The 26,126-nt window shown below is 67.4% G+C and carries 20 protein-coding genes and 1 pseudogene; 10 read left to right on the forward strand and 11 right to left on the reverse strand.

Annotated features, from left to right (window positions below; translation table 11 throughout):
* Nucleotides 1-54: 54 nt before the first annotated feature.
* From OG331_RS48620 to OG331_RS48630, 3 genes are all read left to right on the forward strand, one after another.
* The gene (locus OG331_RS48620) at nt 55-225 is read left to right on the forward strand and encodes a hypothetical protein (protein WP_406191526.1); all 171 of its coding nucleotides are present in this window, start codon (nt 55-57) and stop codon (nt 223-225) included.
* Between the two features lie 66 nt (nt 226-291).
* The gene (locus tag OG331_RS48625; protein ID WP_406191524.1) at nt 292-3,135 is read left to right on the forward strand and encodes a helix-turn-helix transcriptional regulator; all 2,844 of its coding nucleotides are present in this window, start codon (nt 292-294) and stop codon (nt 3,133-3,135) included.
* Nucleotides 3,136-3,651: 516 nt separating this feature from the next.
* Entirely contained in the window at nt 3,652-4,851 is a 1,200-nt protein-coding gene (locus tag OG331_RS48630) for an ABC transporter substrate-binding protein (RefSeq protein WP_406191522.1), read from the forward strand.
* 187 nt (nt 4,852-5,038) lie between these two features.
* On the opposite strand, the gene OG331_RS48635 is transcribed toward OG331_RS48630, so the two are convergent.
* The 4 genes from OG331_RS48635 to OG331_RS48650 form a co-directional block, all read right to left on the reverse strand.
* Nucleotides 5,039-5,284, reverse strand: coding sequence for a hypothetical protein (locus OG331_RS48635; RefSeq protein WP_406191520.1), 246 nt, complete (start codon nt 5,282-5,284; stop codon nt 5,039-5,041).
* A gap of 106 nt (nt 5,285-5,390) precedes the next feature.
* Nucleotides 5,391-5,834 carry a PIN domain-containing protein gene (locus tag OG331_RS48640; RefSeq protein ID WP_406191518.1) on the reverse strand — a complete coding sequence of 148 codons (444 nt, stop codon included), beginning with the start codon at nt 5,832-5,834 and terminating at the stop codon, nt 5,391-5,393.
* The gene (locus OG331_RS48645; RefSeq protein ID WP_406191516.1) at nt 5,831-6,091 is read right to left on the reverse strand and encodes a CopG family transcriptional regulator; all 261 of its coding nucleotides are present in this window, start codon (nt 6,089-6,091) and stop codon (nt 5,831-5,833) included. Before OG331_RS48645 ends, OG331_RS48640 begins: the two co-directional genes overlap by 4 nt.
* A 418-nt stretch (nt 6,092-6,509) precedes the next feature.
* On the reverse strand, nt 6,510-7,967 hold the full coding sequence (locus OG331_RS48650) for an ATP-binding protein (protein WP_406191514.1): 1,458 nt from the start codon (nt 7,965-7,967) through the stop codon (nt 6,510-6,512).
* 777 nt (nt 7,968-8,744) lie between these two features.
* Here OG331_RS48650 and OG331_RS48655 point away from each other — a divergent pair.
* Nucleotides 8,745-9,371, forward strand: coding sequence for a response regulator transcription factor (locus OG331_RS48655; RefSeq protein WP_406191512.1), 627 nt, complete (start codon nt 8,745-8,747; stop codon nt 9,369-9,371).
* Nucleotides 9,372-9,536: 165 nt separating this feature from the next.
* Here the strand turns inward: OG331_RS48655 and OG331_RS48660 are convergent, their stop codons facing one another.
* The 4 genes from OG331_RS48660 to OG331_RS48675 form a co-directional block, all read right to left on the reverse strand.
* Nucleotides 9,537-10,274 (reverse strand): CAP domain-containing protein, encoded by a 738-nt coding sequence (locus tag OG331_RS48660; RefSeq protein WP_406191510.1) that lies wholly within the window; start codon nt 10,272-10,274, stop codon nt 9,537-9,539.
* A 575-nt stretch (nt 10,275-10,849) separates the two neighbouring features.
* Nucleotides 10,850-11,860 (reverse strand): hypothetical protein, encoded by a 1,011-nt coding sequence (locus OG331_RS48665; RefSeq protein ID WP_406191508.1) that lies wholly within the window; start codon nt 11,858-11,860, stop codon nt 10,850-10,852.
* 271 nt (nt 11,861-12,131) lie between these two features.
* Complete coding sequence (locus OG331_RS48670; protein ID WP_406210836.1) at nt 12,132-12,854, reverse strand: choice-of-anchor D domain-containing protein; 723 nt, start codon at nt 12,852-12,854, stop codon at nt 12,132-12,134.
* A gap of 64 nt (nt 12,855-12,918) precedes the next feature.
* Nucleotides 12,919-15,114 carry a choice-of-anchor D domain-containing protein gene (locus tag OG331_RS48675; protein ID WP_406209498.1) on the reverse strand — a complete coding sequence of 732 codons (2,196 nt, stop codon included), beginning with the start codon at nt 15,112-15,114 and terminating at the stop codon, nt 12,919-12,921.
* 732 nt (nt 15,115-15,846) lie between these two features.
* On the opposite strand from OG331_RS48675, the gene OG331_RS48680 reads away from it, so the two are divergent.
* On the forward strand, nt 15,847-16,896 hold the full coding sequence (locus OG331_RS48680; RefSeq protein WP_406191504.1) for a hypothetical protein: 1,050 nt from the start codon (nt 15,847-15,849) through the stop codon (nt 16,894-16,896).
* A gap of 81 nt (nt 16,897-16,977) precedes the next feature.
* On the opposite strand, the gene OG331_RS48685 is transcribed toward OG331_RS48680, so the two are convergent.
* Complete coding sequence (locus OG331_RS48685; RefSeq protein WP_406191502.1) at nt 16,978-17,151, reverse strand: hypothetical protein; 174 nt, start codon at nt 17,149-17,151, stop codon at nt 16,978-16,980.
* A 331-nt stretch (nt 17,152-17,482) separates the two neighbouring features.
* Nucleotides 17,483-18,310, reverse strand: coding sequence for a transposase family protein (locus tag OG331_RS48690; RefSeq protein ID WP_406190463.1), 828 nt, complete (start codon nt 18,308-18,310; stop codon nt 17,483-17,485).
* Between the two features lie 544 nt (nt 18,311-18,854).
* On the opposite strand from OG331_RS48690, the gene OG331_RS48695 reads away from it, so the two are divergent.
* The 5 genes and pseudogenes from OG331_RS48695 to OG331_RS48715 all read left to right on the forward strand — a co-directional run bounded on the left by OG331_RS48695 (nt 18,855) and on the right by OG331_RS48715 (nt 25,090).
* Nucleotides 18,855-19,196, forward strand: a complete 342-nt coding sequence (locus tag OG331_RS48695; RefSeq protein WP_406191500.1) for an Lsr2 family protein — start codon at nt 18,855-18,857, stop codon at nt 19,194-19,196.
* A 345-nt stretch (nt 19,197-19,541) separates the two neighbouring features.
* The gene (locus OG331_RS48700; protein WP_406191498.1) at nt 19,542-20,471 is read left to right on the forward strand and encodes an RNA-guided endonuclease InsQ/TnpB family protein; all 930 of its coding nucleotides are present in this window, start codon (nt 19,542-19,544) and stop codon (nt 20,469-20,471) included.
* A gap of 937 nt (nt 20,472-21,408) precedes the next feature.
* Nucleotides 21,409-21,557 (forward strand): annotated as a pseudogene (locus tag OG331_RS48705) (IS5/IS1182 family transposase); the annotation flags it as partial.
* A gap of 2,172 nt (nt 21,558-23,729) precedes the next feature.
* On the forward strand, nt 23,730-24,377 hold the full coding sequence (locus tag OG331_RS48710; protein WP_406191496.1) for a DUF4360 domain-containing protein: 648 nt from the start codon (nt 23,730-23,732) through the stop codon (nt 24,375-24,377).
* A gap of 50 nt (nt 24,378-24,427) precedes the next feature.
* Nucleotides 24,428-25,090 (forward strand): DUF4360 domain-containing protein, encoded by a 663-nt coding sequence (locus tag OG331_RS48715; protein ID WP_406191494.1) that lies wholly within the window; start codon nt 24,428-24,430, stop codon nt 25,088-25,090.
* 462 nt (nt 25,091-25,552) lie between these two features.
* On the opposite strand, the gene OG331_RS48720 is transcribed toward OG331_RS48715, so the two are convergent.
* The gene (locus OG331_RS48720; protein ID WP_406191492.1) at nt 25,553-26,020 is read right to left on the reverse strand and encodes a hypothetical protein; all 468 of its coding nucleotides are present in this window, start codon (nt 26,018-26,020) and stop codon (nt 25,553-25,555) included.
* Nucleotides 26,021-26,126: the final 106 nt, after the last annotated feature.

Below are 26,126 nucleotides of genomic sequence, written 5' to 3' on the forward strand. Positions count from 1 at the left end.
TCATGATGGGTGGTGTACCTGAGAAGAACACAGCGTAAGAACCGGGACGGCAGTGTGGTGACGTATCTGCAACTGGCGCAGAACCGGCGCAGCCAGGGAAAGGTCCGCGCCGAGATTTTGCTGAGTCTCGGCCGTGAGGACACGCTCGACCGTGCGGCGCTGCGCCGACTGGCCGATTCCATCAACAACTACCTCGACGGGCGTTCCCCTGGCCGGCAGCCATGACAGCGGCCGCTGTGCGGTAGGGCATCGCATGAACGCGGTAGGCCGGATGGCCGGGAAGGCGGAAGGGTGACGCAGGACGCCGGGTCGGGCCCTCCGAGAGAGTTCGTCGGCCGAGACGAGGAACTGAAGACCTTGCGGGAGTGCCTCGAGGCGGGACGCCGCGGGGTGCCCTGGCTGGTGGTGGTCCAGGGCCGTTCGGGCATCGGCAAGACCGCCCTGATCCGGCGGGCACTGGGCGCCTTTGCGGACACCACCGTGTGGTGGGCGGGATGCGACCCCGCCGAACAGGACTGGCCGCTGAGCGCAATCGATCAGCTTCTGCGCCGCGCCGACCGCGCCGCCCTGAGGGAATTTCCCGCACTGGACGCCCTGCTGCCCTCCTCCTCCGCCGCCGAGGTCGGCGCGCAGCTGCTGCAGCTCCTGGGACAAGCCGAGCAGTCCTCCCCCGTGGCCATCGTGATCGACGATGCCCACTGGGCGGACCCGGCATCGGCGAAAGTCCTCAGCTTCGTCGCCCGGCGCCTGTCCTCCGACTTCGTCACCCTGATCATGGCGGCCCGCACCGGCTCACCCGCCGCCCACCCCCCCCTCCAGGTACCCGGCACAGACAGCGCCACCACGGTGTGGAGCCGCCTGCCCGCCGGCGTGGAACGCGCCCGCACCATCGTCGTCGAAGGGCTGGGAGTCAAAGATGTCGCCCACCTGGCCGCGCTGCGAGGCCGCATCCTGGCACCGGCGACGGCCAAGCGTCTGCACCAGCACACCCAGGGCCACCCCCTCTACATCCAGGCCGTCGTCGCCGACGCCCAAGCCACCGAAAGTCTCGCCGACCCCGAACGCGCTCTGCCCGTCCCCTCCTCGCTGTCGGCCGTCGTGCACCGCCAGCTGGACCGGCTCCCCGACGACAGCCGCGCCCTGACCGAGGCCCTGGCGGTCCTGGACGTGCGGGTCCCGCTCGGGGCGGTCGGTCAGGTAGCCGCAGTCAAAGACGCCGAACAGGCACTCGGCCCGCTGCTGACGTCAGGTCTGGTGCAATGGTGGCCGACCGACCCCACCACACCCGTGCAGATCCGCCACACCCTGCTGCGCGAGACGGTCTACCAAGCTCTCTCCCCTGTCCGCCGCAGAGCCCTGCACGCGGCCGCCGCAGCTGTGGTCGACCACTCGGCCGCCTGGGCCCACCGCGTCGCCGCAAGCCACCGCGGCAACCAGCCCCTGATCCACGACCTGCGCGCCGAAGCCGGAAAACAGGCCGCAGCAGGCCGACCGGAACGCGCAGCAACCCTCCTGCTGTGGGCTGCTGATCTGTCCCAGAAGCGCACCGAACAAGAAGACGACCTGCTGAACGCCGCCGCCCACCTCATCCTCGGCAACGATTTCAGCCGCGCCGTCAAACTCCGCGACGCCGTCGAGCACTGCACACCCAGCCCGCTGCGCTCGGCCCTCCTGGGACAGCTCGCACAACACCACCCCGGCGGGTCCGCTGCCGCCGAACGGCACCTGAGCGATGCCGTCGAGGCCGCGGCCGCCGCCCAGGACACCTGGGTACAGACCCTGGCCAACATGTGGCTGGGCAGCCTGTACACCGCGCAAGGAAACGGCGAAGCAGCCCTCGCTCCCATCCGCGATGCCCTGCAGCTGGGCTTCCCCTACGGCCACGTGACGCAAGGCGCACAGTCCCTGCTGACCACCGCCACCCTCATGGCCAGCGGCCCGCAGGCCGGCCTGCAGCAACTGCAGTCACTGACGCACCTGCCTCCCGAGCCGGCTCGCGTGCCGGCCACCGCCACCCCCCTGCTGCGGCCCCGGGGCACCTGCCAGGTAATGGCCGGCGCCCTGCACGCGGCACGCGGGGATCTCACCACGCTCATCGCCCGCACCCGAGCCGGACATGCCCCCACCGTCTACCCGGCCGACCACTACATGCTCGCCATCTGCCACTACCTGCTGGGCGACTGGGACAACGCGACCGCCGCCGCCGACTACGCCCTGACCCTGACCGAGCTCGAGGACCTGCCCTACGGCATGGCCCCCGCCCACGCCGTGGCCGCCGCCGTCGCCGCCGGGCGTGGCCGCTGGCAGGTCGCCTCGTACCACTGCCGCGCCGACCCCCCTCAGGGCTGGCGCCGCGTCGATCGCCTGTACTCCCTGCTGGCGCAGGCCACAGTGGCCCAGGCACGCGGCGAACCCAACGACATGCACAGCGCCCTGCGTCCCCTGCACGACATCGCTCCCGGGTTTCTGCATGCCTGGCAACTGTGGTGGCTCCCCCTGGAGGCCGAGGCACTCATCGGCGCCGGCCGCATTGAGCAGGCGCAGCAGACCCTGAAGCGGCTGGACGCGTTCACTGCGTCAGCGCAAGCCACCGCCGCCTGCCTCCACTCGGCCACCGCCTACCTCAAGGGACGCCTGGCCGAGGCCCACCGTGACCCGCACGCCGCGCTCGACCACTACGCCGCAGCCCTCACTGCCCCCGCACCCCACGACGACCTGCCCCTGTACCGGGCCCTGCTCCACCAAGCCCACGGCCGCCTGCTGCTGGCGACCGGAGACCGCAAGAGCGCCGCGGACCAACTGCGCCGCGCCCACAGGGCCTTCACAGTCCTGGACGCAGCCCCCTACCTGGAGCGCACCACCGAGGATCTGATCGCCTGCGGACTGCATCCGCCCACAGGCGGCCTCGACAACCCCGCCGATCTGACGAGCCTCACCGAACGCGAACACGCCGTCGCCCACCTGGCCGCCCAGGGCCACACCAACCAGGAAATCGCCAACAGGCTCTACGTCAGTATCAAAACCGTCGAATACCACCTCGGCCACGTCTACACCAAGCTCGGCCTGAGCTCCCGCCGCCAGCTCCGCGCCGCGCTCGGTCAGCCGCCGACCGACCCGTCGGCCCGCACGCCATGAAGCCGGCTCCCCTTGTCACTCTGCGTTGCACGCTCGCTGTGAGCAGGCGTCCACACGCGCGAGGCCGGGCGGGCACGAAAGGGCAGTTGTCACGTTGTCGGGGGCGTGGTCGGCTGAGGGCGTGACGGGGCCGGGGGCCTGTGGTTCAGGTCGTGGCGGGCAGGCCGGTGCCGGCCGGTGATGTGGTTCCAGAGGGTGAAGCGGATCATCATCTCGAAGCGGTACCGGCCGGCTGTCATGAGGTGGCGGTGGGTGGGGGGATCGACGCACGGCCCCGACTGACTGCAGGATGCAGCCGGCGCCGTGCGGGCCGACTTGCTCAACCTGGCCGAGCAGCAGACTGTGGTGATGCTGGCACCAGGCAGCACAGACGGTCGCCCCGTCTCCATCGGCCGGGCTGTCAGAGGCGGAGGAGGGGCCATGGAAAGGCGTTCAGTTGTCGCTGCGGCACTGGCACTCCTCGTCGTCGCTGCGACAGCTTGCAGCGACACGAATAAAGAGTCATCGACTCCCGGCGTGAGCGACACGACGGTCACCATTGGCAGTCACACGTCGCTCACCGGACCGATAGCTGTTGCCGCCAGCCAGATCGCCCCAGCCTCCAAAGCGTACTTCGATTATGTCAATAGCAACGGCGGCATCCATGGCCGTAAGATTATCTTCAATTATCGGGACGACGCCTATAGTCCCGACAACACTGTGAGGGTCGTGCGCAGTCTGGTGGAACGGGATAAGGTATTCGCCGTCATGGGTGGCTTCGGTACTGTCACCCACCAGGCAGTCGTCGACTATTTGAACGACAAGAAGGTGCCTGACCTGTTTCCGATTTCTGGCTGCCCCTGCTGGAACAACCCTGAAAAATTTCCATATCTCTTCGGCTGGTATTCCGACTACCGTCGGGAGGGGAAAATTCTGGGTAGCTATATCAACAAGAATTTCCCCGGGAAAAGAGTGGCCTACCTTTACCAGGACGATGACCTAGGTAAAAGCGGCGTCGCAGGCTTGGACACGGTCATCCCACGGATCTCTGTGGTCGCCCGCGAGAGCTACCAGCCCAGCTTCAATGACATCACCCAGCAGATGCAGGCGATCGACCGCGCTAAGGCCGACGTCATTGTGAGCTTCTCCCTGCCCAGCTATACAGCGCTGCTTCGCCTGGCCCAACAGAAGTCCGGCAACACCGCAAAACTGGTGGTGAGCTATTCCGGCTCTGATCCGACGACTTTGTCCAGCCTCCTTGAATCCGCGGCTCCTGGAGACGGTCCTCGCGGCGAGGGTAACCCTCTCATCCAAGGGATCGTCACCGATGCCTGGCTTGTACCGATCGCCGAAACGTCGAACAAATGGATCCAGCTCGTGAAGATGATCCGCGATCGCTACCTGCCGGGACAGCCTCTGACCCGCTACACGGAGATCGGTGTAGCCACCGCGTACCTCTTTGTGCAAGCACTGCAGCGGACAGGCAGAGACCTCACCCGGCAGTCGCTGGTGGAGACGCTGGAAAAGGGCGGCTTCTCATCCGGCCCGGGGGTCACACCGCTTGACTACAGCCGTACCTCCCACGCCGGCTACACCGGCACTCAGATCGGCGTAATCAAAGGCAACGCCATCGTACCGCAGGGCACGCCCCTGACTACCGACAGTGAAGACGGCCCCGTACAGCCTTATACCGCCCCCTCCGCCCCGCCGCCCGCCAACGGCCTCCCTGAGAACTGAAAGAGCCAGAGGGCTGCCTACATCCGACCAGAGGGTTCTGTCACGTTGTCGGGTGGGGCAGGGGATGACCTTCGGGGTGTCCGTGTCCGGGAGTGAAGTCGTCGTGTCACCTGTGGTGCCGTCGTGCAGCAACCACCGGTACCCGGTCGAGGTGATCTCGCACTGTGTGCGGTGGCTGTACTTCCGCTTACCCCTCAGCTACCGCGAGGTCGATGAGCTCATGTCGGCAGCGCGGCGGCACCGTCTCCCACGAGACGTCGCTCCGATCCCGTTCCCCGTCATGGTTGTGGTAGACGGTGGTGGTGGCAGTGTGCCCGGTTGCGGGCTGGGGCGCCGTGGCCCGGTGCTGCTGCCCGGCGGCGGGTGTGCTGCTGCCGACAATGGCCTGCCACAGGCAGTCGGGTTCGGCGCCGGCGGTGGAAAGGCCGAACATAGCGGCCAGCCTGAGCGGCCAGTGAGGGGCCTCGACCAGACGGACGATTACGCAGTCCAAGACCGAGCCCGTTCAACCTGACAGTGCCCGGCCGGACGCCGCCGAATCAGAGCGGAAGGTCGTCGGGCAGCACCCGGAATGTTTTGTGATGGCCGAGCGGGCGCACAGCCCGGAAGTCGCGACGGTCGAGAGTGAGTACGGCGTCGGTGTCGTACTCAGCGGCAAGGGCCACGTTCACCGCATCCGCAAGATCCAGGTCCAGGTCGCGATAGCGGGCGCGCACCGACTGGGCGACACCCAAGTGGTCTTCCGTGATCTCGGGCATGACGACACGGCCTCGATGCATCCAGTGCCGGATGTCGTCGACTGCGCTGAGCGCCGCGTCACGGCCGATTTCACGCGTGGCGACGTGATCGATCTCGGCAAGCAGCAGCGGGGACATCACCAGAAGGCCCGCGGCCATGATCGCTTCGTTCGACGCATAGTGTTCGGGATGGGCGGAGTCGAGCGCTGCAAGGAGCCCGGACGTGTCCGCGATGACAATGATCACGCAGCCGTCCCGGACCCCGTCTCGCGACGCACAGCGTCGGCGACGGTGTTGCGCACCTCATGCTTACTGGGGGTGCGACCAGCCCCTTCGAAGGTGCGGGAGAAGAGGGGTTCGTCCCAGACACGATTGGCCATGGCTGCCAGATGGATGCCCTGACGAATGATCTCGGCCTCGCTGATGCCGCGCCGCTTCGCAGCTTCCTTGATGATGGCGAGGTCTTCCGGATCGGCGTAGACATTGGTTCGCTTCATGGACATGTACCAAACGTAGCGTATGTACCAGGTTGATGTATACCGGCAGGGGTGGCAGCTGCTGAGTAGTCCATCAGTGTGTCTCGGTCTCTGCTGTCTTGTGCCGTGACGGTGTGCGGTTCTCCGAGTGGGGAACGGTGCCTGATGGCGTGTCCTGCCTGGGACCTTCCAGACGGAAACGTCTGGAAAGCTGAGAGTCACTGAGACTCTGAGCAACGGTCTCGATCGTCTGCTGCTGTTCGCGGACCTGGCGGACCGGGGCGAGGGCGAGGCCGGTGAGCTGACCAGCGCCGAGCGCGAGGAGCTCAAGCGGCTGCGCAAGGATGGTGCTAAGTGGCCCTTCCTCCTTCTCACCGGCCGTAGGCGTGACGGCGTGGCACCGCTCACCGACCGAGCAGGTCCGCCACCTGTGCCTCACGCGTCGTCAATCACCGTTGTAGAGCCTGTCCAGTCCGACCAGCTGGATGCCGCGGTCCCGTTCGGCGAGGGCGCGTAGCTCATCGGTGAAACCGGCTCCGCTGAAGCAGAACAGGCGCGTGTGCTGGGCTTGCACGCCGTCGCGGGCCTGCAACAGGGCCCGGATGTGCTCCAGGCGCCGCAGGTGCCCCAGGCCCATGGTGTCGTTCCACTTGGCCTCTCCGATGGCCAGGAGCACCTCGCGGCCCTCGTGGTCACGCCCGAATACTGCGGCGTCGAGCTCATGACTGGTCTTGGCCGCCGGGTCGGGAACGGTGCCCGACTCCACGCGGGTGCGACGGCCGCCCAGTGTGTCCTCGGTGGCGTACCAGCGGATCCAAGTGCGGCAGATCTGTTCGAAGTGCGGGCCCACGACCCTACTGCGGAACGTTGCCTGCGACCGCTCCCATACCCGCGGGGCCTGCCCGGGACGCTCCAGGTCGCTCCACTCGGGACGCATCAGGGCGTGGTAAAAAGTCAGGATCGGCTCGGCGATGCGGTAGGCGGAGCGCTTACCGTGGAACGCATCCGGCTCGCGGATGATCATCCCCGTGTCCTGCAGCACGGTCAGTGCGTGCCCCAGGTCGGTGGACTTGCGCTCCAGGTAACTGGCGATGCCGCCGCGCGTGTGATTGCCCTGGGCAATGGCGGCCAGCACACCGTGGTACAGAGCGGTGTCCCGCAGATCCGGCTCCTCCGCCAGCAGGAACCGGGCCTCGCGGAACAACGGGCGCCCCGGGTTGAGCACATTGCGCAGCACCCAGGGCCCAAAGTCCGCCAGATCCGCTGGCGCGTCCCCCAATACGAACTCCCGCCCATACGCCGGAGTCCCACCCAGCACCGAATTGACCAACAGCGCCAGGTGCGGATCGGCGATCCCCCAGAACTGAGCGGCCAGCCGGAAATCCAACGTGGGCACGACCAGTTCCAGGCTGGCCCGCCCGCGCAGCGGGGCCGTCCCCGACAGCAGGCTCCCCATGAACGACAGCGCCGAACCGCACAGCAGCAGCCGCACCGGACCACCCTCGTGCCGGGCCTGCGGCCCCAACGCCCGTTGCAGCAGCGAGGGAAGCTCGGGCGACGCCTTGGCCAGGAACGGGAACTCATCCAGCACCACTACCAGCGGCCCCGCTCCGGGAGTGGCCAGGCCCATCATGACCTCCACCGCCTCCTCCCAGTGCGCGAACCGGTACGGCACCCGCCCCCTCTCGTAGCGCGCCAATGCCACCCCGAATTGGCGCAGCGACTCTGCCTCGGTCGCCTCACTCGCCGCAAAGAAGAAGCCCCCTCCTGTACGGCACAATCCGTCCAGCAAGTACGTCTTGCCCTGACGTCGCCGCCCGGAGACCACCCCGAGCGTCGCCTCCGGTCCCCCGTAGGAGGCGAACCGCACCAGCTCCGACCATTCGAAATTGCGATCGAACATGCCTGCCGGCTTCTCCACCAAACACCTCCTCCCGGTCAATAATTACTGCACCTATTATACGCGCACCTATCTTTGATTCCCGCGTACGTCGGTCGTAGCGTGGATGTGTCGGCCCTCGCCGCTCGACACCGGTCACGACCCGCGGGCGTTCGCTGTCGCCTCGATCCAACGCTGGTGGCTGGAGCTGCTTCGTGAGTTGGCCCGGGAGTCCGGACACAATGAGCAGCCCTGTACGACTGCGAGGTCGAGGGAGACTGCTCCGGGCAGGGTGGTGGCGGCAAGGCGGGCGGCGCCCCGTACCCGGACCGGCCTCACACGGGGATTAAAGGAAGCGGGAGACCGTCGTCAGGACACCGAAGCGCAACCCACGCAGTGGTGACACCGTCACGGACCTTCCAGACGGAAACGTCTGGAAGCTGAGAGTCACTGAGACTCTGAGCAACGGTGCCGTCCAGTATGACGGTTGCGGCGAGGGCCGGGTGCAGGCATAGGCGGATCGCCCGTAAGGGGCATCGTGATTTTCCGGCAGGCGCCTCCCGCGGGACGACACGGGCCGCGTCGAAGTATGCCCCAATGACTGCCCCTTTGGACATCGTTCGCGTGCTGACTGCCTGGTACCTATGGAGAACACATGTCTCCAGCGAAAACTTTGTTGCGTCACTGCCGCCGCTTCAACCGTGCTGCGCTTGAGGAGATATGAAGCCAGCCAGTGGTGGCGCGCGCCCTGCCTTCTCACATGTGGCCAGGTTCTGGGTGCAGCTGAGGACGGGAGCGTTAGTGACCACGCGGATACCGGCGTTCGTTCATGCCGAAGACCCTCTGTCGCAGGCGGGTTTGGAAGCAGCGCTCACGAGCCGGCCTGAGGTCACGCTCATCGACCGCACGGAGATAGGCAGCCGCACAGTTGCGGTGGAAGTCGCGGACCCGTTCACCGACACCACACTCAAGGCCTTGCATGCCTTGAACAGCCAAGGGTGTTCAAGGGTCGTGCTGATCACGGATGATCTGCCGGAGGACAGACTGATCGAAGCGGTGGAGGCCGGGGTGTGTGCCTTCGTGCGGCGCGGTGAGGCCACGGCTGATCGGCTTGCTGAGCTCATCGTCAGTGTCGCATCGGGGGAGGCGACATTCCCATCCGACCTGCTGGGGCGGCTGCTTCAGCAGATCAGTCGGATGCAGCGCGACGCCCCCGTTCCGCTCGGCGGAACCCCCACGGGCCTGTCGGAACGAGAGACACGCATCCTGCGTCTCGTCTCCGAAGGGCTCGACACACGCGAGATCGCTCGGCGTCTGAACTACTCGGAGCGGACGGTCAAGAGTGTGCTGCACGACGTCACTAGTCGCTACCACCTGAAGAACCGGGCTCAAGCCGTGGCGTTCGCAACGCGGGAGGGATGGATCTGACCCGCCTCCGGCCGTCCTGCACCGCCGCCGGACCATCGAGCCCCTTGGCGCCCGTCCTGACAGTGTCTGTCTGCCGGTGCGGCCCCGGCACAGCAACAACCGGTGGGTAGCGGACGAACCGCCGGACGGGATGGTGTTGTCGCAGCAGCGGTGGGCGGCTGGGGCTCACTGCGCCCGTGCTCCGGTGGAGGCCAGGATCAGTGTCCACCACGGGCCGCCGGGTGCCGAGTACATGCCGACGCCGGCCTGCGTGAAGGAACAGTTGGCTATGTTCGCCCGGTTGTGCGGGTTGGTCACCCAGGCTTTGACGACCGCTGGTGGATTGGCCTGGCCCCGGGCGATGTTCTCGCCGTAGGCGCTCCAGCGGTAGCCGGCTGCTGTGAGGCGTTCACCGGGGCCGATGCCGTCAGGGCCGACGTGATCGAAGTACCCGCGCAGAGCCATGTCGGCCGAGTGGACCTGGGCCGCCTTGGCCAGCGTGCTGTTGTAGGTGATCGGCCGGCACTTTCCCTTCGTGCGTTCGGCGTTGAGCAGGGTGATGACCTGCAGGGCGGGGTCGGTCGGCCCGGGCGTGGTGGAGTGTGGTGTCGGGGTGCCGGCCGAGGGTACGGCCGGCGTGGTCCCGGCTGCTGTGGGAAGGGTGACAGCGGGCGGACCGGTCCGGAGGCCTTCGGGCAGGGTGGTTGACGGCGTGGGAGTGACCGGCCCGCGAGGAGAGCTTGGAGTGTGCGTGGAACGGCTCAGCAGCTGTGTCACGCCGGCTGCGGATACGCACAGGGCGACGATGACCGCTGCGACGGCTGCCCGCCGCCGGCGTCTGGCCCGCTTGTACAGGCCGCCCGGGGGACGCCGTCCGGCAGCTCGCTTGGCTTTCATCCACGCGCCGAGGGGCGCGGGGGCCACAGGGCTCCCTGAGGTGCTGCGGCACACGATGCGGCGCTGCGTGGGGGGCGGCCATCACCGGGTGCGCGGGATGCGCTGCCCGCAACGGCCTGCTGGGGGGCGGGAGGCAGCAGACGTGGGGAGGCTGCCGGAGGGTTGCTGGAGGCGCGGGGCGCAGAGCATTGGGTGATCACGCACGTGCTGCGGCGGGGATTGCGGGGAGCTTCTCGGCCCGCCGTGGTGGGTGTCCCTTTGAACGGCGGGCCGGTGGGCAGGGAGCTGGAGTTGGTGGGGCTGACGGAGGCTGCCGGAACAGATCCGTAACGGCATGGCGCACCGTCGTCGGCAGGCCGTCGGTGTTCGGGGCCGGGGCCGCGGGGGAGAAGACCAGACCGGGTGCGCGGCGGGTCGAGGACGCTGCCGATTCGGTTCGTGTGCGGGCAGTGTGCGGAAGGGGCCGTGAGCCGTCCTGCAGCTCGGTACCGACCGCGGATCGGGAACGCATTCACGGGGAATGGCCTCCTTGGTGTGCCTGCGGCATTCAACCGGGACCCGGATTCGTTTACGGTCGTCCGGGCAGGGGCCGTGGGATGCCCTCAGCCCTGAGCGGTCGGGGCGAGGATGTCGCACAGATCTTCGGGGCGTACGGCCAGCAGGGCGGCGAGCTTGGCGACGTTTCGATGTTGCGGGCGGCGGGTGCCCTTGCGCCACATCTCGAGGGTGTCGCCGTTGGGGTGACCCAGTGATCGCGCTATCCGCAGGGGCGCGCGTCCGGGCTCGTTGAGGATCTGGTCGAGCTTGCGGGCAGAGAAACTCATGGCAGCTAGGTACTTTCGGGAGTAGGTGTAGTTCTTGCGGTAGACGGCGCAGGCGGGGCACACGGGCAGCCGTTCTCGTTTGTGGATCAGATAGCCCTCTTCCGTTCCGCAGGCGCCGGTCCATTCGGGCACGGCGTCAGGGTCGTCGATGGTGTCGGCGTCCCAGCAGCTGGGGGGCGTGTATCCCCGGCGCTGGGCGGTGTGCTGGGCCCGCACGATGTGGGCCTGGCTGATGCCGACGTGGGCGGGGTCGACGTTGTGGTACTTGTCGTAGAGCTCTGCGATGGCGTGGGCGGTGGTCGCCATGATGTAGCGGCGGCCCTTGGTCTGGGTGAGCAGCGTGGAGAGGTGCTGGTCGCTGACGCTGTCGTGCTGCCGGCTGAGCCATTTGAGGTTGTATCCCTGAGCGATCAGGGTCTGTATGCGGCGGAGGGTGGTCTGCGGATTGACTCGTGCCCCCGCACCGTGCTTGCTGATCATGGGGGGCTCGTACTGCATTGCCGTCAGTCGGTCGATCGTGGTGCGGCGCATCGCCACGATCGGTGTGGGGCGCCCGTTTTCTCCTATGCCCCGGTGGCCGCGGATGACGGAGAGAACGATGTTGAGTGACACACCGGACTGCTTGTGCATCTGCTCGGCCGACATTCCGCCCTCGAAGTACAGCTTGCGGATGTATGCCTGGACGTCCTGGAAGTCAGCACACAGTGCAGGCCTTCCGATGGCGGCGAGGTAAGCGCGCCGCTTCTGGTCGCGGCGCCGCTGGAGGACTGAGGACGGAACGTGTTCCATGATCTTCCTGTCTGGGGGAGGCCCGTCGGCGCGGATGGTTCCCTGCGTGCGGGTGCGAAAGGGCAACTGCAGGCCGGCTGAGAGGTCAGGAGGTCGCTGTGCCGTGTGGCAGGTGCAGCATCGGTATGCCTTTAAGAACACTTTTCATTGCCCCAGCGAGGCATCGGGGGCAGGCCCTAATGCCGACCCTGGGATGCGGACCAGGGGTAGGGCGGGGCCGCGGCATCTGCGGGGTGACCTGGCCTCTTTTGTGGAAGGCCGCCAGGCGGCATCAACGCGTCGGAGTGAAGCAGCAGCGGGCCGACCCCTGAGCGTCGGGATCTTCGACGCGGAACTTCAGGGCGCGGGGCCCACTCGTGCCGGCCGCCGACGCGATCAGGCGCACGAGCAGCTGCCCTTCCCTGTCGGCTCTGGCCTGCTCGACACGGTCACCCACGCGCAGGGTGACCCGCTGACGAGGAGCGAAGTACCGTCCCGTGACCGTGATGACTGTCTCCGCCGAGGCCTCCGCCGACGAGGTCACCACCTCGGGCAGCGTGCCGGTGGCGTTGAGGGGGATGGTGAGGTTCTGGGCGGTGGTGTTGAGGGTGAGGGTGGCGTTGCGGGGGCCGGGGGCTTGGGGGGTGTGGGTGAGGGTGAGGGTGCAGGTGTGGGTGGGGGGCAGGGGGGTGGTGCAGGTGTTGTCGGTGATGCGGTAGTCGTCCGGATGGCCGGGGCCGTTGATCTTGGCGGAGGAGACGGTCAGGGGATCGGTGCCGCTGTTGGTGACGGTGAGGGTGCGGGGGGTGCTCTGGTTGTTGATGCCGGTGGGCCCGAAGCCGAGGGTGCTCTGGTCGACGCTGAGGGCTCCGCTGGTGCCGGTGGCGTTGAGGGGGATGGTGAGGTCCTGGGCGGTGGTGTTGAGGGTGAGGGTGGCGTTGCGGGGGCCGGGGGCTTGGGGGTGTGGGTGAGGGTGAGGGTGCAGGTGTGGGTGGGGGGCAGGGGGGTGGTGCAGGTGTTGTCGGTGATGCGGTAGTCGTCCGGATGGCCGGGGCCGTTGATCTTGGCGGAGGAGACGGTCAGGGGATCGGTGCCGCTGTTGGTGACGGTGAGGGTGCGGGGGGTGCTCTGGTTGTTGATGCCGGTGGGCCCGAAGCCGAGGGTGCTCTGGTCGACGCTGAGGGCTCCGCTGGTGCCGGTGGCGTTGAGGGGGATGGTGAGGTCCTGGGCGGTGGTGTTGAGGGTGAGGGCGGCGTTGCGGGGGCCGGGGGCTTGGGGGTGTGGGTGAGGGTGAGGGTGCAGGTGTGGGTGGGGGGCAGGGGGGTGGTGCAGGTGTTGTCGGTGATGCGGTAGTCGTCCGGATGGCCGGGGCCGTTGATCTTGGCGGAGGAGACGGTCAGGGGAACGGTGCCGCTGTTGGTGACGGTCAGCGGCCGCTCCAGTGCCGCACCGCCCACACCGCGCGCCCCGAAGTCCGGCGCCTCGTCGTCCACGGAAACACTGCGCACCTCAGCCAGAGCCAGCCCCCGCACCGGCACGGTCAGCCCCGTACCCGGCCCACGGAAAGACACCCTGACGGCGGCTGAGCGCACTCCTGGCGCCTCGGGGGCGAAGCGGACCGCCACCCGGCAGGTATCCCCCCGGTGCAGCACCGCCTTTCGGCAGGTGCTGGAGGGCAGCACCTGGAAATCGTCCCCATGCACCCCCCCGACCCGCACAGCCCCGATGGACAAGGGCCCAAAGCCGGTGTGCTCCAGCGTCAGCACACCTTCGCTGTGCTGCGTGACGGCGGTGTCTTCCCACCGCATCCCCGAGGACGCCCTCAGGCCGGGAAGGAACGCATGAGCGAGAACCCGCCGGTCGCCCGCACTCCTGCCCGCCGAAGTGAAGGCCACCACGGCACCGTCGGCCGACAGCACCGGCGCGCCGCCGGCTGTGCCGACCGCCTGATCCACCGCGACCGCCTGCCCAAGCTGCCCCGCCCGGGCGCCGCGGCCACGCTCCGCGTCCGCGTGCCGGTCTCGCACCACCACCCGGGCCTCGCCCCTTGCCGGCCCCTCCACCCCATAGGCGCGAGGGTCGGTGCTGACAAAGGCCACGTACCGGCCGTCCGCGGACAGTCCCGGCCGCGTCCCGTCCACGACAGAGCCGTCCGTGTCCCGGGACACCACCTGGGACTGCGTTTCCTCACCGGCGCCCGGCCCAAGAACCGTGTTCCCGTCGAGGTCGCGATCGACGAGGACCACCTGCGAGGGCGCGCCGGGGGAGGGGGTGAAGGAGAACGCCACCACGCGCCCGCTGCCGGACACCACCGGTTCCCCCGCGCCCGGCATCCCGGCCCGCGTATCAAGAGCACCGGGACGGGATTTGAAGGGCGCATGATGCTCATCCACATCCAGCCGCGACTGCCGGCCGGTGGCCAGATCGATGCCCACTACTCCACTCACCCCAGTCGTGGGAGAGGACGCCAGCACCACCGTGGCCACCAGATCACGCCCGTCGGCGGACAACGCCGGAGAAGAAGCCTCCACGACACGCTGCCCCGGCACCCGGACACGGACTCGGTGGACACCGGCCGGATTGACCCGCCCGCGTTGGTCCTTGGCCAGCCGGGTGACGAACACCTCGCTGTGCTCGCGACCCCCCGAGGCCGCGGGCACAACGTTCTGCCACGCCACGGCCGTGCCCTGCGCGGCCAGGCTGGGCACCGCCTCCCGGTTTCCCGTGATGCGCTCGCCTTTGACCATGGTCGGCTTGCCTGCGTAGACGAACCGGTAATCCATGAACCCGGTCGGGGCTCGCTGGTCGAAGACCCCGTCACCCCTGGGATTGCGGTCACAGATGATCACATCGGGGCTGCGATCCGTATCCCCAGTGTGCAAATTCGTGGCTGTCGTAATAAAAGCCACGTACCGGCCGTCCGCGGAGATGGAGGGAGCGTAGCTGTCGCCGTCGGCGCTCTGCTCCCCGAACACCCGGTCGCCGGCGACGATCTGACCGCGCGAGATGAGAAACGTCTCACCCGCCAGGCGGTCCCGCACGTACACATTGCGCCGAAGCGTGGAGATATCCGAATCGAGTTCCTCGGAACTGGTGAACGCGACATACCGTCCGTCCGCCGATACAGAGGCATCACCGCCCGAGCGGGCAGCACCGGTCACGTCCCGGGACATCGTCTCCACGACACCCGGCGCGGCGGACGGCTCGACAGCGGCGACCCGCGGGGCAGACCGGGCGCTGAGCGTCAGCACCCCGGTCAGCACCACCACAGCCATCAGCAGACGTGAAAGACGCGACACTGCCACGTCCGATGCAGCCCACATCCGCTCTCCTTCGATACCGGCGGGACGAACGACGCTACTCGCCGTGCGCCGCTGCACCAGACGCCTTCCAACCCGCTCTTCGGACCGTTGAGATTTCCCCGTCGGCTGCACCGAGGCCCGCACCCACTCGAGGGCAGCCCGCCCCACTCCCGGTGCCGGGCACCTGCAGCTAAGCCGACACCGTGCACGGACGCGGCGGGGACAGAGCCGAGAAGGCAACCAGCCCGCAAGCGGTTCCCAACCCACGCAATTCCACCGCTGGTTGCTTCCACCGGCCCGCCAGGGCAGCCCGTCCCCGCCGCATCCAACGCCGAGTGCGGCCGCACCCGGCGTTCCCGAGCCGTTCTCGGCGAACACCGGCCAAGATGCCCTCCCGGCCAGCCACAAAGGCATGATCAGGCCTGCCGAGTGTCTGCCTGAAACGCCCTGGAACCCGCCCGGCCCGCGGGCGACACTTCCTGCGTATGCCGGGGACCGCGGCCCGGCATACGCCCAACATCCCTTACGACGCTGCGGCCGTGCCGCGACCGCAGGTATCCACCCGCATGTCCACGGCCGGCCCCACCGGGAGCGGCCATGGGCACAGCCCCCCACAAAAGTGCCCCCAGGCACCGAGCGCATCGGCACACGACCGCCGTACGGCCGTCACGGCGCACCCAGTACGCCCGGAACACGAGCTTGCTGGTGTTCATCGCCATTCTCGGCCTGGCCCTGGGCGCTGTCGCCTTCTCCACCCCCCGGACGGGCCCGGCCTTCCCGGACACCGGCGCCGACGGCGGAGGCATCCCGTTCGCCTCCCCACCACCCAATTCCGGTCCCGCCATCGTCGGTGCACCGACGATGGCGGCCGCCGCGACGTCCACCAGCGCCCAAGTCGCGGACATCCCACCCGCCGTGGCCAACGCCTACATCCAGACCGCCAACGCGACGGGGATCAGCAACCCCTCCTGCCATCTGGCCTGGACCGTGCTCGCCGGCATAGGCAAAGTCGAATCCGATCACGCCCACGGCGGCGCACTGACAGCGGACGGCACCACCCTGCAGCCCATACTCGGCCCCGTGCTGGACGGCTCGAACAACACGGCCGCCATCGCCGACACCGACGACGGCCGGCTGGACAGCGACACACGATGGGACCGTGCCGTCGGGCCCCTGCAGTTCATTCCCTCCACATGGGCACGCTGGGCCACCAGCACCCGTTCCGGAGTGACACCGAATCCGCAAAACATTTATGACGCCGCGTCAACGGCGGCCCGATACGTCTGCGCGGCAGGAGGCGACCTCGCCACACCAGAAGGTCTGAGAAGGGCCATCCTCGCCTACAACCCGTCCCAGACCTACCTGTCGGTCGTGCTCAGCTGGATCACCCACTACAACGGCACATCCGCTCCCCTGGGCACCACTGCCGGGGCAGCCGCCCTCCCACCCGTATCCACCGGCGCCACATCGCCCCCCGCACTCCAGACGCAGCCCAGCACGGTCTCCTCGTCTGCGAAGGCACCGAAGAAGACGTCGCCCCCGCCCCCCACCACCACTCGGCCGGCGACCAAGACGCCCCTCCCCTCCAGACCCACGACGTCCAGACCACCCACGACGTCCAGACCACCCACGACGTCCAGGCCACCCACCCCCTCATCGCCCGCACCCACCTCGCCGAGCCCCACCAAGACCTCACCCGCCCCCGACGCCTCCAGCCCCAGCGCCCTGTCATCGAGCACCACCAGCACACCCTGACCCCGCCTGGTGAGGTAGGAAGAGGCCCCAGCCTGCACTGTGGGCGACACCGTCGAGCCCTGCCCGGCCGCCGGACCCGGATCACCCGAAGACGTGCCTCGCGCCGCACTGCCAGGCACTGCCACCCATCCGGTGTTCCAGGTGCTTCGGACTGGCCACTTCACGGATCTCTCCAACACTGTCGGCCATCACCGCGAGCGTCTTCACACCCAGGTCGATCCCGACCGCCTCGTCCGGACGGGTCGACGCGTGCAAGGTCGCGCTTCACTTCGGCCCGGAAGGACACGAACCAGCGCCCGCGCTCGTGCCGGACGGTCGCCGACAGGACGCGGGCCGTCCCGCTCTGAACGCGTGCGAGGAGCTTCACGGTGGGCCCGTGGACACGGATCCTGCCCAGGCGGGGCAGCGTCACGTGCCGGCCGTCGATGTCGACGCGGATCGTGCCCGTGGTGAAACGGCCAGACAGGCGGTCCGGCTGAGGCTATTCCGGGTCCTCGGCCCCGCAAGTCCGGGCGGTTCCGCGTCGGTGCGCTTTCGACCCAGATTGAGGCTTTCCCAGTAACGGATCATGACGTTGTGTGATCGTTCAGATGGTGCGGTCGTACTCGAGCTGAAGCTGGACGAGGGCCGCTGCAGCGATCTTCGTGATGCGGCTGGGGTCGAGGCTGACCCTGCGCAGGGCCTTGAAGGTGGTCTTGAGCAGGGAGTTGGCGCGCTCGCAGACACCGTGGATACTACGCATGACCTTGTTGTAGGTCTGCTGGGCCTCTGTCAGTTCGCTTCCGGCGGGCTTCTTGACCGGGTGGCGGAAGCCGTCACCTGCGTTCTCGTAACCGAGGTCGACCAGGGTCGGCATGTCCAGCTCGGCGGCGATCCGGCTGAGGGCGTCGATCAGGCCGTGGTGGCGGGCGCAGGTGGTGTCGTGCTCGCGGCCCGGGCGGACCGGGGAGACCCAGATCGGCCAGCCGTCCGGGGTGGCGATGACCTGCACGTTCCCGCCGTGGTGTTTGTGTTTTCCGGACCACCAGAGGTCTGCGCCGTTGGGGCCGGGAGCGGCGACGCGGTCGGTGCGGATGACGGTGCCGTCGAGGTTCAGGTGTGTCAGCCCGGCCGCTTTCGCACGCTCCAGCGCGGTCGCGAGGTCCGGTGCCCCGGCCGCCAGAACGGCCAGTCCTTCATGAAGGTAGCGGTAGGCGGTGGAGGCCGACAGGCGGTTGTCGCGGGCAAGCTGGGACAGGCGGGTGCCGTCGATGAACCAGCGCAGGATCAACACCGCCTGGCGGAAGCAGCCCAGTGCACGCCTGCCCTTGCGGGTCCCGGCCGCGACACGGTGATCGCGCAGCAACCGGGCGAGGTGCTCGGCGGTGGACCGCTTCACATCGAGCACGGCGGTGTATGTGACACTGGTCGACACGTGGGGCCCCTCGGTCAGAACAATCCTTCGCAAGATCGTTCCTACCAGGGGCCTTACGCCTGCCCGGACTTGGGGAGCCCACGGGCCACAGCACCAGCATCGCGATCACAGCGAGCGACGACCCCTTACTGGGAAAGGCTCATTGCCCGACGGCAAGCTCGGAGAGGCTTCGGCCGTGGCCCGCTACCGAGACCCAGCCAGGTTCCACGGCCGAAATCAGCTCACCTGGAGAGCTGCGCTAGAACTGAGCTCAGCAATCCCGGGAACGACACCATCTCAACTTCAGTCAAAATGTCCCACCGGGACGAACACTCCCCGATGCCGGATGTGCAGCATCTTCTGTCGCGGGTGTATCCAGTTGATGCCCATCCGGGGCGCTCGACGGCATCACGCTCGACTCGGAATCCGTGAGGTCCCGGAATCCGATGCCGATTGGCCGAACGTGGTCAATTTTCCCCGACCATCCCACCAACCGTCCCCTTTCGGGTATTGTCAAGCCATCGCAACATGCACGATTCGGCGAAACGACGGAGGGGTGGTAGTTATGGCGCAGCGCACTGTCGTCATCTACACGGACGACATCACAGGTAAGCAGGGAGAAGACGTCGCTCTGCACTTGTTCAGCCTGGACGGCATCTCTTATGAGATTGACTTGGGAACGGAGAGCCACCAGAAACTGCTGGATGCCCTCGGCCCCTTCCTCAAGAGCGGACGCAAGGTGAAGGGGAATGTGCGGCGCCGGACAGGCCAGCGAGCATCGGGCGCCGAAGGCGGCCCGGATGCCGGGAAGGTGCGTGAGTGGGCCAGGGGACAGGGGCTGACGGTGAACGACCGTGGTCGGGTTCCCCGGGAGGTCCTTGAGAAGTACCAAGCAGCGCACAACTGAATTCGGCCCGCACCCTCACGAGTTCACGTTTTATACCGGCGAGGGGGTGATGAGGGTGATGCCTGACCTGCGGAAATTTGGTGAGTCAGCTGATACTGCTGAGCGGTTCAATGTATGGATGAACGATGCTCTGCGGGGTCGGCTTCCGGTCGGAGACCAGCGGGAAGTGGACGAACTGGTTATCGCTGGACGTCACATCCAGGCCATCGCGTTGATGCGTGAGCGCGTCGGCTTGCCGCGGCCGGGTGACGATGTGCCGCTTGCGTCCGAAGATCTTCCTGGTAGCCCGCTCACCGTGTCAAGGCTCGCATCCGGGCGGGCACGGCCCGCATCCTGTCCGCGGCCGTGCGGCACGAGCGTGGACGCTGGTTCGTGTCCCTCCGGGTGGAGACGGCCCGGGAGATCACCTGCGTCGACCGGCCGGATGCGGCGGTCGGGATCGACCTGGGCGTCAAGCACCTGGCGGTCCTGGCCGACAGCACCGGACAGATCCGTTACGAGCCCAACCCCAGGCACCTCGACAGTGCCCTCAGGCTGCTGAGGTTGCATTCCCGCCGGGTCGCACGGCGGCAGGGCCCTGACCGCAGGAGCGGGCGGAGGCCCTCGAAACGGTGGGAGAAAGCCAACGCCGACCGCAACCGCGTGCACCACCGGGTGGCGAACCTGCGCACCGACGCCCTGCACAAACTCACCACCTGCATCCGCAACGAGTACGGCACGGTCGTGGTCGAAGACCTCAACGCCGCCGGAATGCTCCGCAACCGGCGACTCGCCCGCCACGTCGCCGACGCCGGGTTCGGAAAAGATCCGCCGCCAACTGCTCTGCAAAGGCCGGCGCAACGCGTGTCCCACCATCGTGGCCGACCGCTGGTTCCCCAGCTCAAAAACCTGCTCGGACTGCGGCGCGACGAAAGCCAAACTGCCGCTGCACGTCCGAGTCTTCACTGCGATCTCTGCAGCCTGGTCATCGACCGGGACGAGAACGCAGCCCGCAACCTGGCCGCCCTCGCAGCGGCCCGCACGACTGGTCCCCGAGTGGCCGGAGACCAGGACACGCCCCGCGTGTCGAAACCCCGTGGAGCCGACCGTGAGACCCGTCGCCAACACCCCGGCCCGAACACCGGCCGGGGCGGACGGGCAGATGGCGCGAACCTGCCGCACCAGCGGCAAAGGAAACGGGAGACCGTCGTCAGGACACCGAAGCACAACCCACGCAGGGGTGACACCGACACGGACCTTCCAGACGGAAACATCTGGAAAGCCGAGAGTCACTGAGACTCTGAGCAACGGAACTGGACAACCCGCGGGGACGGGGACGGCTTCTCGACCGCCGTTTGAGAACCCTCAGCGGCGTGGCTCCTGCGGCTTTACGGCAGGGCGGCGAGTGCCATGGTGCGGTCCAGGAGGCCTTCAGCTGCCGCGGGGCCTCCTGATGCGAAGGCTCCCGTAAACGGCCCTCCCTGGTTCCCGGTAGGGAGAACCGGCTATCCGACAGCCGAACCCTAGCCGGACGTACGCAGCACCCCGGGAGAGGACTAGGGACAAGCCCTGACGCCAGGGAGGGCTGACTCGTGTGGACTGGAACGAACAGATGACGTCCCGACCACTCTCCTAGAGGTGCCCCGATGCATCAGATCCGTGTCAGGCCCCCTCAGCGGCCTCCTAGCAGTGACCGCCCACTCGATCTGCGAACCCCTTCTGGACGGCCCCTGCCGTACTGAGCGGCGGCACAAGACCCCTGGCAGGACCACCTTCGACCGAGGGGATCAGCGTAAGCGGGCGTTTGGCGACTTTCCGCCTCTAATGACTCGCTCGCGCAAATCATTCCATTTCACTCTCACTTGGAGGGGTAGGGGTCATGCCCAATTCCCACGCAACGACCAACCATGTAAAGGTCGGTCTTCAGCTGACGGGCGAGGACGGGAACGTTATCGCGCACATGGAGTTGAGCAAGCGAATAGTCGCCGACCTCCTGGAGTGCGGTCGCGTCACCGTAGTTGGAAGCGACTTCTCTTGTCGCACTGAATCGGGTTCGCCGCCGAAGCAAGTTCGTTACGTAACTCTCTATCTGACATGAAGGTCCATGCGGACCCTGCCAGAACTAGGGTCTGTCTTCAAACGGATCTTGCCCGGAGCAGGAATGATGCGAGAGTGACTGCTGCTTTGTAGGAGGTGGCGGTCTTCTTGTATCGGGTGGCGATCCCGCGGAAGTCGTCCCGACCAGGTCATCGCAGACAAGGCTTACAGCTCCCGAGGCTTCTGGGCCCGCCTGCGAAAACGCGGCCCTGCGCACCCATCCCGGAAAAGACCGACCAGCAACGGCACCGACTGAGGCACGGTTGCCGCGGCGGCCGACCACCAGGGTCCGGCCTGCAGTGCGGCCGGCCCGGGCCGGTGCGGAGTGCACGGATCCGCTCCGGGAGAGGGCGTGCGCAGACATTGTCGTGGCGTTGGCCGGGCGTCGGCAGGATCGCGAGCGGGCAGGGTCCTGCCGTCGCAGGCGAGGTGGATTTTGGTGATCGGTCCGCATCGGGATCGGCCGAGGGCGTGATCGTCCGGTTCGTCCCGACGATGCCGCCCCTTTTTTTCGGCCGGTGGCGGCGGCGTGCTGGTGGGCGCGGATGATGGTGGAGTCGATCTGGACCAGGCAGTCGATGTTGCCGTCCGCGTCCGCACGGGCCTGGGTCTGCTGCAGGGCCCGAGTGAAGATTCCGTCGAGCGTGTAGCGGCGGAAGGGGGTGTACGCGGTTTTCCACGGCCCGTGGCGTTCTGGCAGGTCACGTCAGGAGATCCCGGTGCGGATCTTGTAGACCATCCGGTTGATGACCTGCCGGTCTTCCACGCGAGGCCGCCCCGTTGCGGCCCGAGGTATCAGCGGAGCGGGTAGATCCCACTCTGGTCAGTGAGTTCATGACGACGTACCGCGGCATCATGATCCACCATCCAGATGATCTTTGAAGACGGAACCTGGCTAGTTGCCCCGCCTTCTTGCAAGCAGCCGAACGGCGGGCCGATCACGCTGCTGACGTACAAGGAGTCAACGTCCTGAGGGAGACGACGATCGACCTGTTCACGACGAGGTCATCCAATCCCGGCGGCCCGTGGAAGGCGCTCTCGCACGTCAAGCTCGCCACCGCTGGGTGAGTCGCCTGTTGAGCCAATTGACTCTGATCGCGGATCCCGGGCGTCGACCCTCTGGTCTGTTGTCAGGGCTTCCAGATCAGGCACCAGTAGTCGCGGTAAACGCCCACATCGATGCGGGGAACTGGGGGAACGAGGCGGGGGTCGGGCCTGCCCACGGCCGACAGGGAGCATGCCGGGTCACCGACCGTTCCTGAGGTGTACATGCGCTGAGCGGCGGCGACGGCAGTTGGGGAGGTGACCCACATCGTGGCGGGGGGTGTGCTGGCGGTGGGCGAGGGGGGAGGCGGTGTGGCTGTCTCCCTGTCCGCCGGCTTCGGCGGTGGCTGGGTCGATGGCTCGGCTGTCGAGGGAGAGAGCCCCGTCGTGGTGCTCGTCGGAGGGGGCTGTGAGGTCGTCGCTGTTGGCGGTGGCTGGGGACTGGGTGTGGTTGTGGTGTGTGGTTTTGCTGTGCTGGATGCTTCTGGTTGCGGTGCGGGGGACAGTGTCCTGGCGGTGGGCGGGACCAGGTCACCGGTGGCTGATGACACGGGTCGTGGTGTGCTGTCGTCCTCGGCTGCCAGCATGAATACACCGGTGCCGCTCAACGCGAGCACGGTGACGCCTCCGGCGATCCACCATGGGGACTTGTGCACGGGTCGGCGGGGGCTCATATCCCCAACTGTCCATCGGACTGACGGCCACCTCAAGCGGTATGCACGTCTGAAGGACGTGGCGGGATGCACGCCACCGCGTTCACGCGCCAGCTGTGAGGCGGGCGGTGTCGCCGGTCATCCGTGCCTGCCGCGCAAGCGGTGAACCAGGCTATGCATCGCGCTGTGCGGTCAGGGAGTGTATCCGAGGCCCAATTCCACCTGGTCAATGTTGGGTGACTGCCGAGATCACCACCGGAGGACCAAGGCGTCACTCCTCTATGTCCGCGGTCAAATCCGGTGATGTCATTGCCAGGCTCTGTGAGATCAGGGCCTGGCTCTTCTTCTCTTGTCACCGACAGTCGGCGCCCGCCGGGCTACCGCGGCCTGACTACTTGCTTGCGGTGGCCGCAGGAGGGCCGTGCCGCAGTTCCCTGGGCGGATCGGCCGGCGACCGCTGCCCGCGCGGCGTTTTCCGCTCGCTGCCCTGCACCGAGCAGCCTTCTTTTCGGCCGTTTGAAAGGCCTGGACCTGGTCCGAGCTGTATGCCGTGCGGCTCGGTTACCGGCCAGCTGGGCGCGGTAAGACGCTGCTTGCCAAGATCATGGGCCCGTGATGGGAACTCGTCATGCTCCCCTAGCGCAGCGGGCCGGATCCTGCACGGATATTCACGTCACCCACATCTCTGTGATGGCATGCCCACGCTAGCTTCACAAGTGGGGCTGGCGTCGCCATAGCGTCATCCATCTGAGGAGAAGTCATGGCATTACGTCGCTTGCTGGCCGGCGCCCTGGCCGTCGGGGCCGCTCTGAGCGTCACCCCCGCCCAGGCGCAGTCCCCGTCCACCAATCCGCCCGGCCAGATCACCGTGGAGGTCCAGACGGTCAACGGCTCGGGCTGCCCGCTGGGCACCGCTGACGTGGCCACCGCCTCGGACAACACGGCCTTCACCGTCACCTACAGCGACTACCTCGCGCAGGCCGGTGCCGGCTCCAACCCGATCGACTTCCGCAAGAACTGCCAGTTGGGCCTCAAGTTCCACATCCCGCAGGGCTTCACCTATGCGATCGCCCGCGCCGACTACCGGGGCTTCGCCTACCTTCAGCGCGGGGCCTTCGCCCAGGAGCGTGCGAGCTACTACTTCCAGGGCATGCCCCAGACGGCCCGCATCACCCACCAGTTCAACGGCCCCTACGCCGACAACTGGCAGGCCAGCGACGTGACCTCCTACGCAGACCTGGTCTGGGCGCCCTGCGGCGAGGAGCGCAACCTCAACGTGAACACCGAACTGCGCGTCTACACCGGCACTTCCGGCCCCGACAGGCTGAGCTTCATGAGCATGGACTCCACCGACGGGAGCGTCAGCACGAAGTACCACCTGCGCTGGAAGGAGTGTCCGGCCACCTGACGGCTGCGCTCCACCTCGCCGCAGTCTCCCAAAGGCCAAGAAAGGACACCATGCACCGGACCATGATCGCCGGTGGTGCGGCGGCCCTGCTGCTCGGCCTCGCCACGCCTGCACACAGTGCCTCCCACACCCCCACGGGCATCACCGTGCCACCCGACAAGATCGTCATTGAGGTGGCGACCGTGAACGGCTCCGGCTGCCCGGAAGGCACCGCCCAGGTGGCCGTGGCCCCCGACAACACAGCCTTCACCGTCACCTACAGCGACTACCTCGCCCAGGTGGGCTCCAACGCCTCTCCCACGGACTTCCGCAAGAACTGCCAGCTCAACCTCCGCGTTCACGTGCCGTCCGGCTTCACCTACGCCATCGTGCAGGCCGACTACCGCGGATACGCCTTCCTGCAACCCGGCGCCAACGCCATAGAACGGGCCAGCTACTACTTCCAGGGCATGCCCCAGACGACATACAAGTCCCACCAGTTCAAGGGACCGTTCGACGACAACTGGCAGACGACCGACCGCACCGAATACGCCGACCTGGTGTGGGCGCCCTGCGGGGAGAAGCGGAACTTCAACATCAACACCGAGCTCCGCGTGAATGCCGGCACCTCCGACCCGCTGACCCAGACGAATTTCATGACCATGGACTCCACCGACGGCAGCGTCAGCACCGTGTACCACCTGGCCTGGCAGGAATGCCCAAACCCGGCCTGACCTGCACCGCCAAAACCTGACATCGGGACAGCCGAGCGGACCACGAGCGCTCAGGTGTCCCGGATAGCCCACCCCCGGTGACGCAGCTTCCACCCCTCAAGCTGCGCCACACAAAGAAAACGGCAGGCCCGCCGATGCCATCGGCGGGCCTGCCCCTTTCGAGAGCTGGTACATCTTGCACCGGCTTCACAGCAGTCTCGACTACCGCAGTCCCGCCGCATATGAGACCGCACTCGCAGCCTGACCAACACACCGCTGGTGTCTGTCAAAGCGGAACAAGCGCAGTGCGCGGTTGCCAACCAGCGCGGACAGGGCACAGTCAAGGGAGCGCCGCGGTCCAGCACTGGGCGACCGTTCAAGTCCCGGGCCGGTCACGAACTCCCGCCACATGAGAGGCCGTCAGGTCGCTGCACTCGGAAACAGGCTCCTGACCAGCGGCGATAGCGAACTGCAACTGGAGTACTAGGCTGCGCTGATCGCGGGGATGAGGTCCGAGTGCTGGACGGCCAGGGGCAGGTAGGGCCAGGGGGTGCTGCGGACTTCGTACCAGCCGTTCCGGACGGGCGTGAGGATCTTCAGATGGTCCGTTTCCAGAACGTAGGCCCAGTCAACACCCGCTTCCGCGGCGCCGGTGGCGTCAAGCTCCCGGGGCGGGGCCTTGGTCTCTCCGTGGCAATAGCACAGGTTGGCCAGGCTTTCCTTCTTGTCGTGCCGGTAGCCGGTTTCTGAGGTGAAGTCGCCGCCTATCCTGTACCAGCCGGCTGGGTGGGCGTCGATCAAGTAGGCCTGGGCGACTGCGACGTGGCCATGAAAGTAGTGCGTCACGGCACGCAGTAGCAGGCCTTCCAGCCGGTCTGGCGACCCTCCCCGGGTGCAGAAGCGTCCGGTGAATCCGGAGGGCGTCGGCCGTGCGATCAGGGCAGTCGACATGCTTGATCAGTCCTTGCGACAGTTACTGGAGGGGGGAGGGCGGGTCGAGAAAGTGGGGCTGGCCGCGCGGGTATCGGTTGCCGGAATGAGGGCGCGGCATGATCTG

Source organism: Streptomyces sp. NBC_01017 (assembly GCF_045162795.1).
GTDB lineage: Bacteria > Actinomycetota > Actinomycetes > Streptomycetales > Streptomycetaceae > Streptomyces > Streptomyces machairae.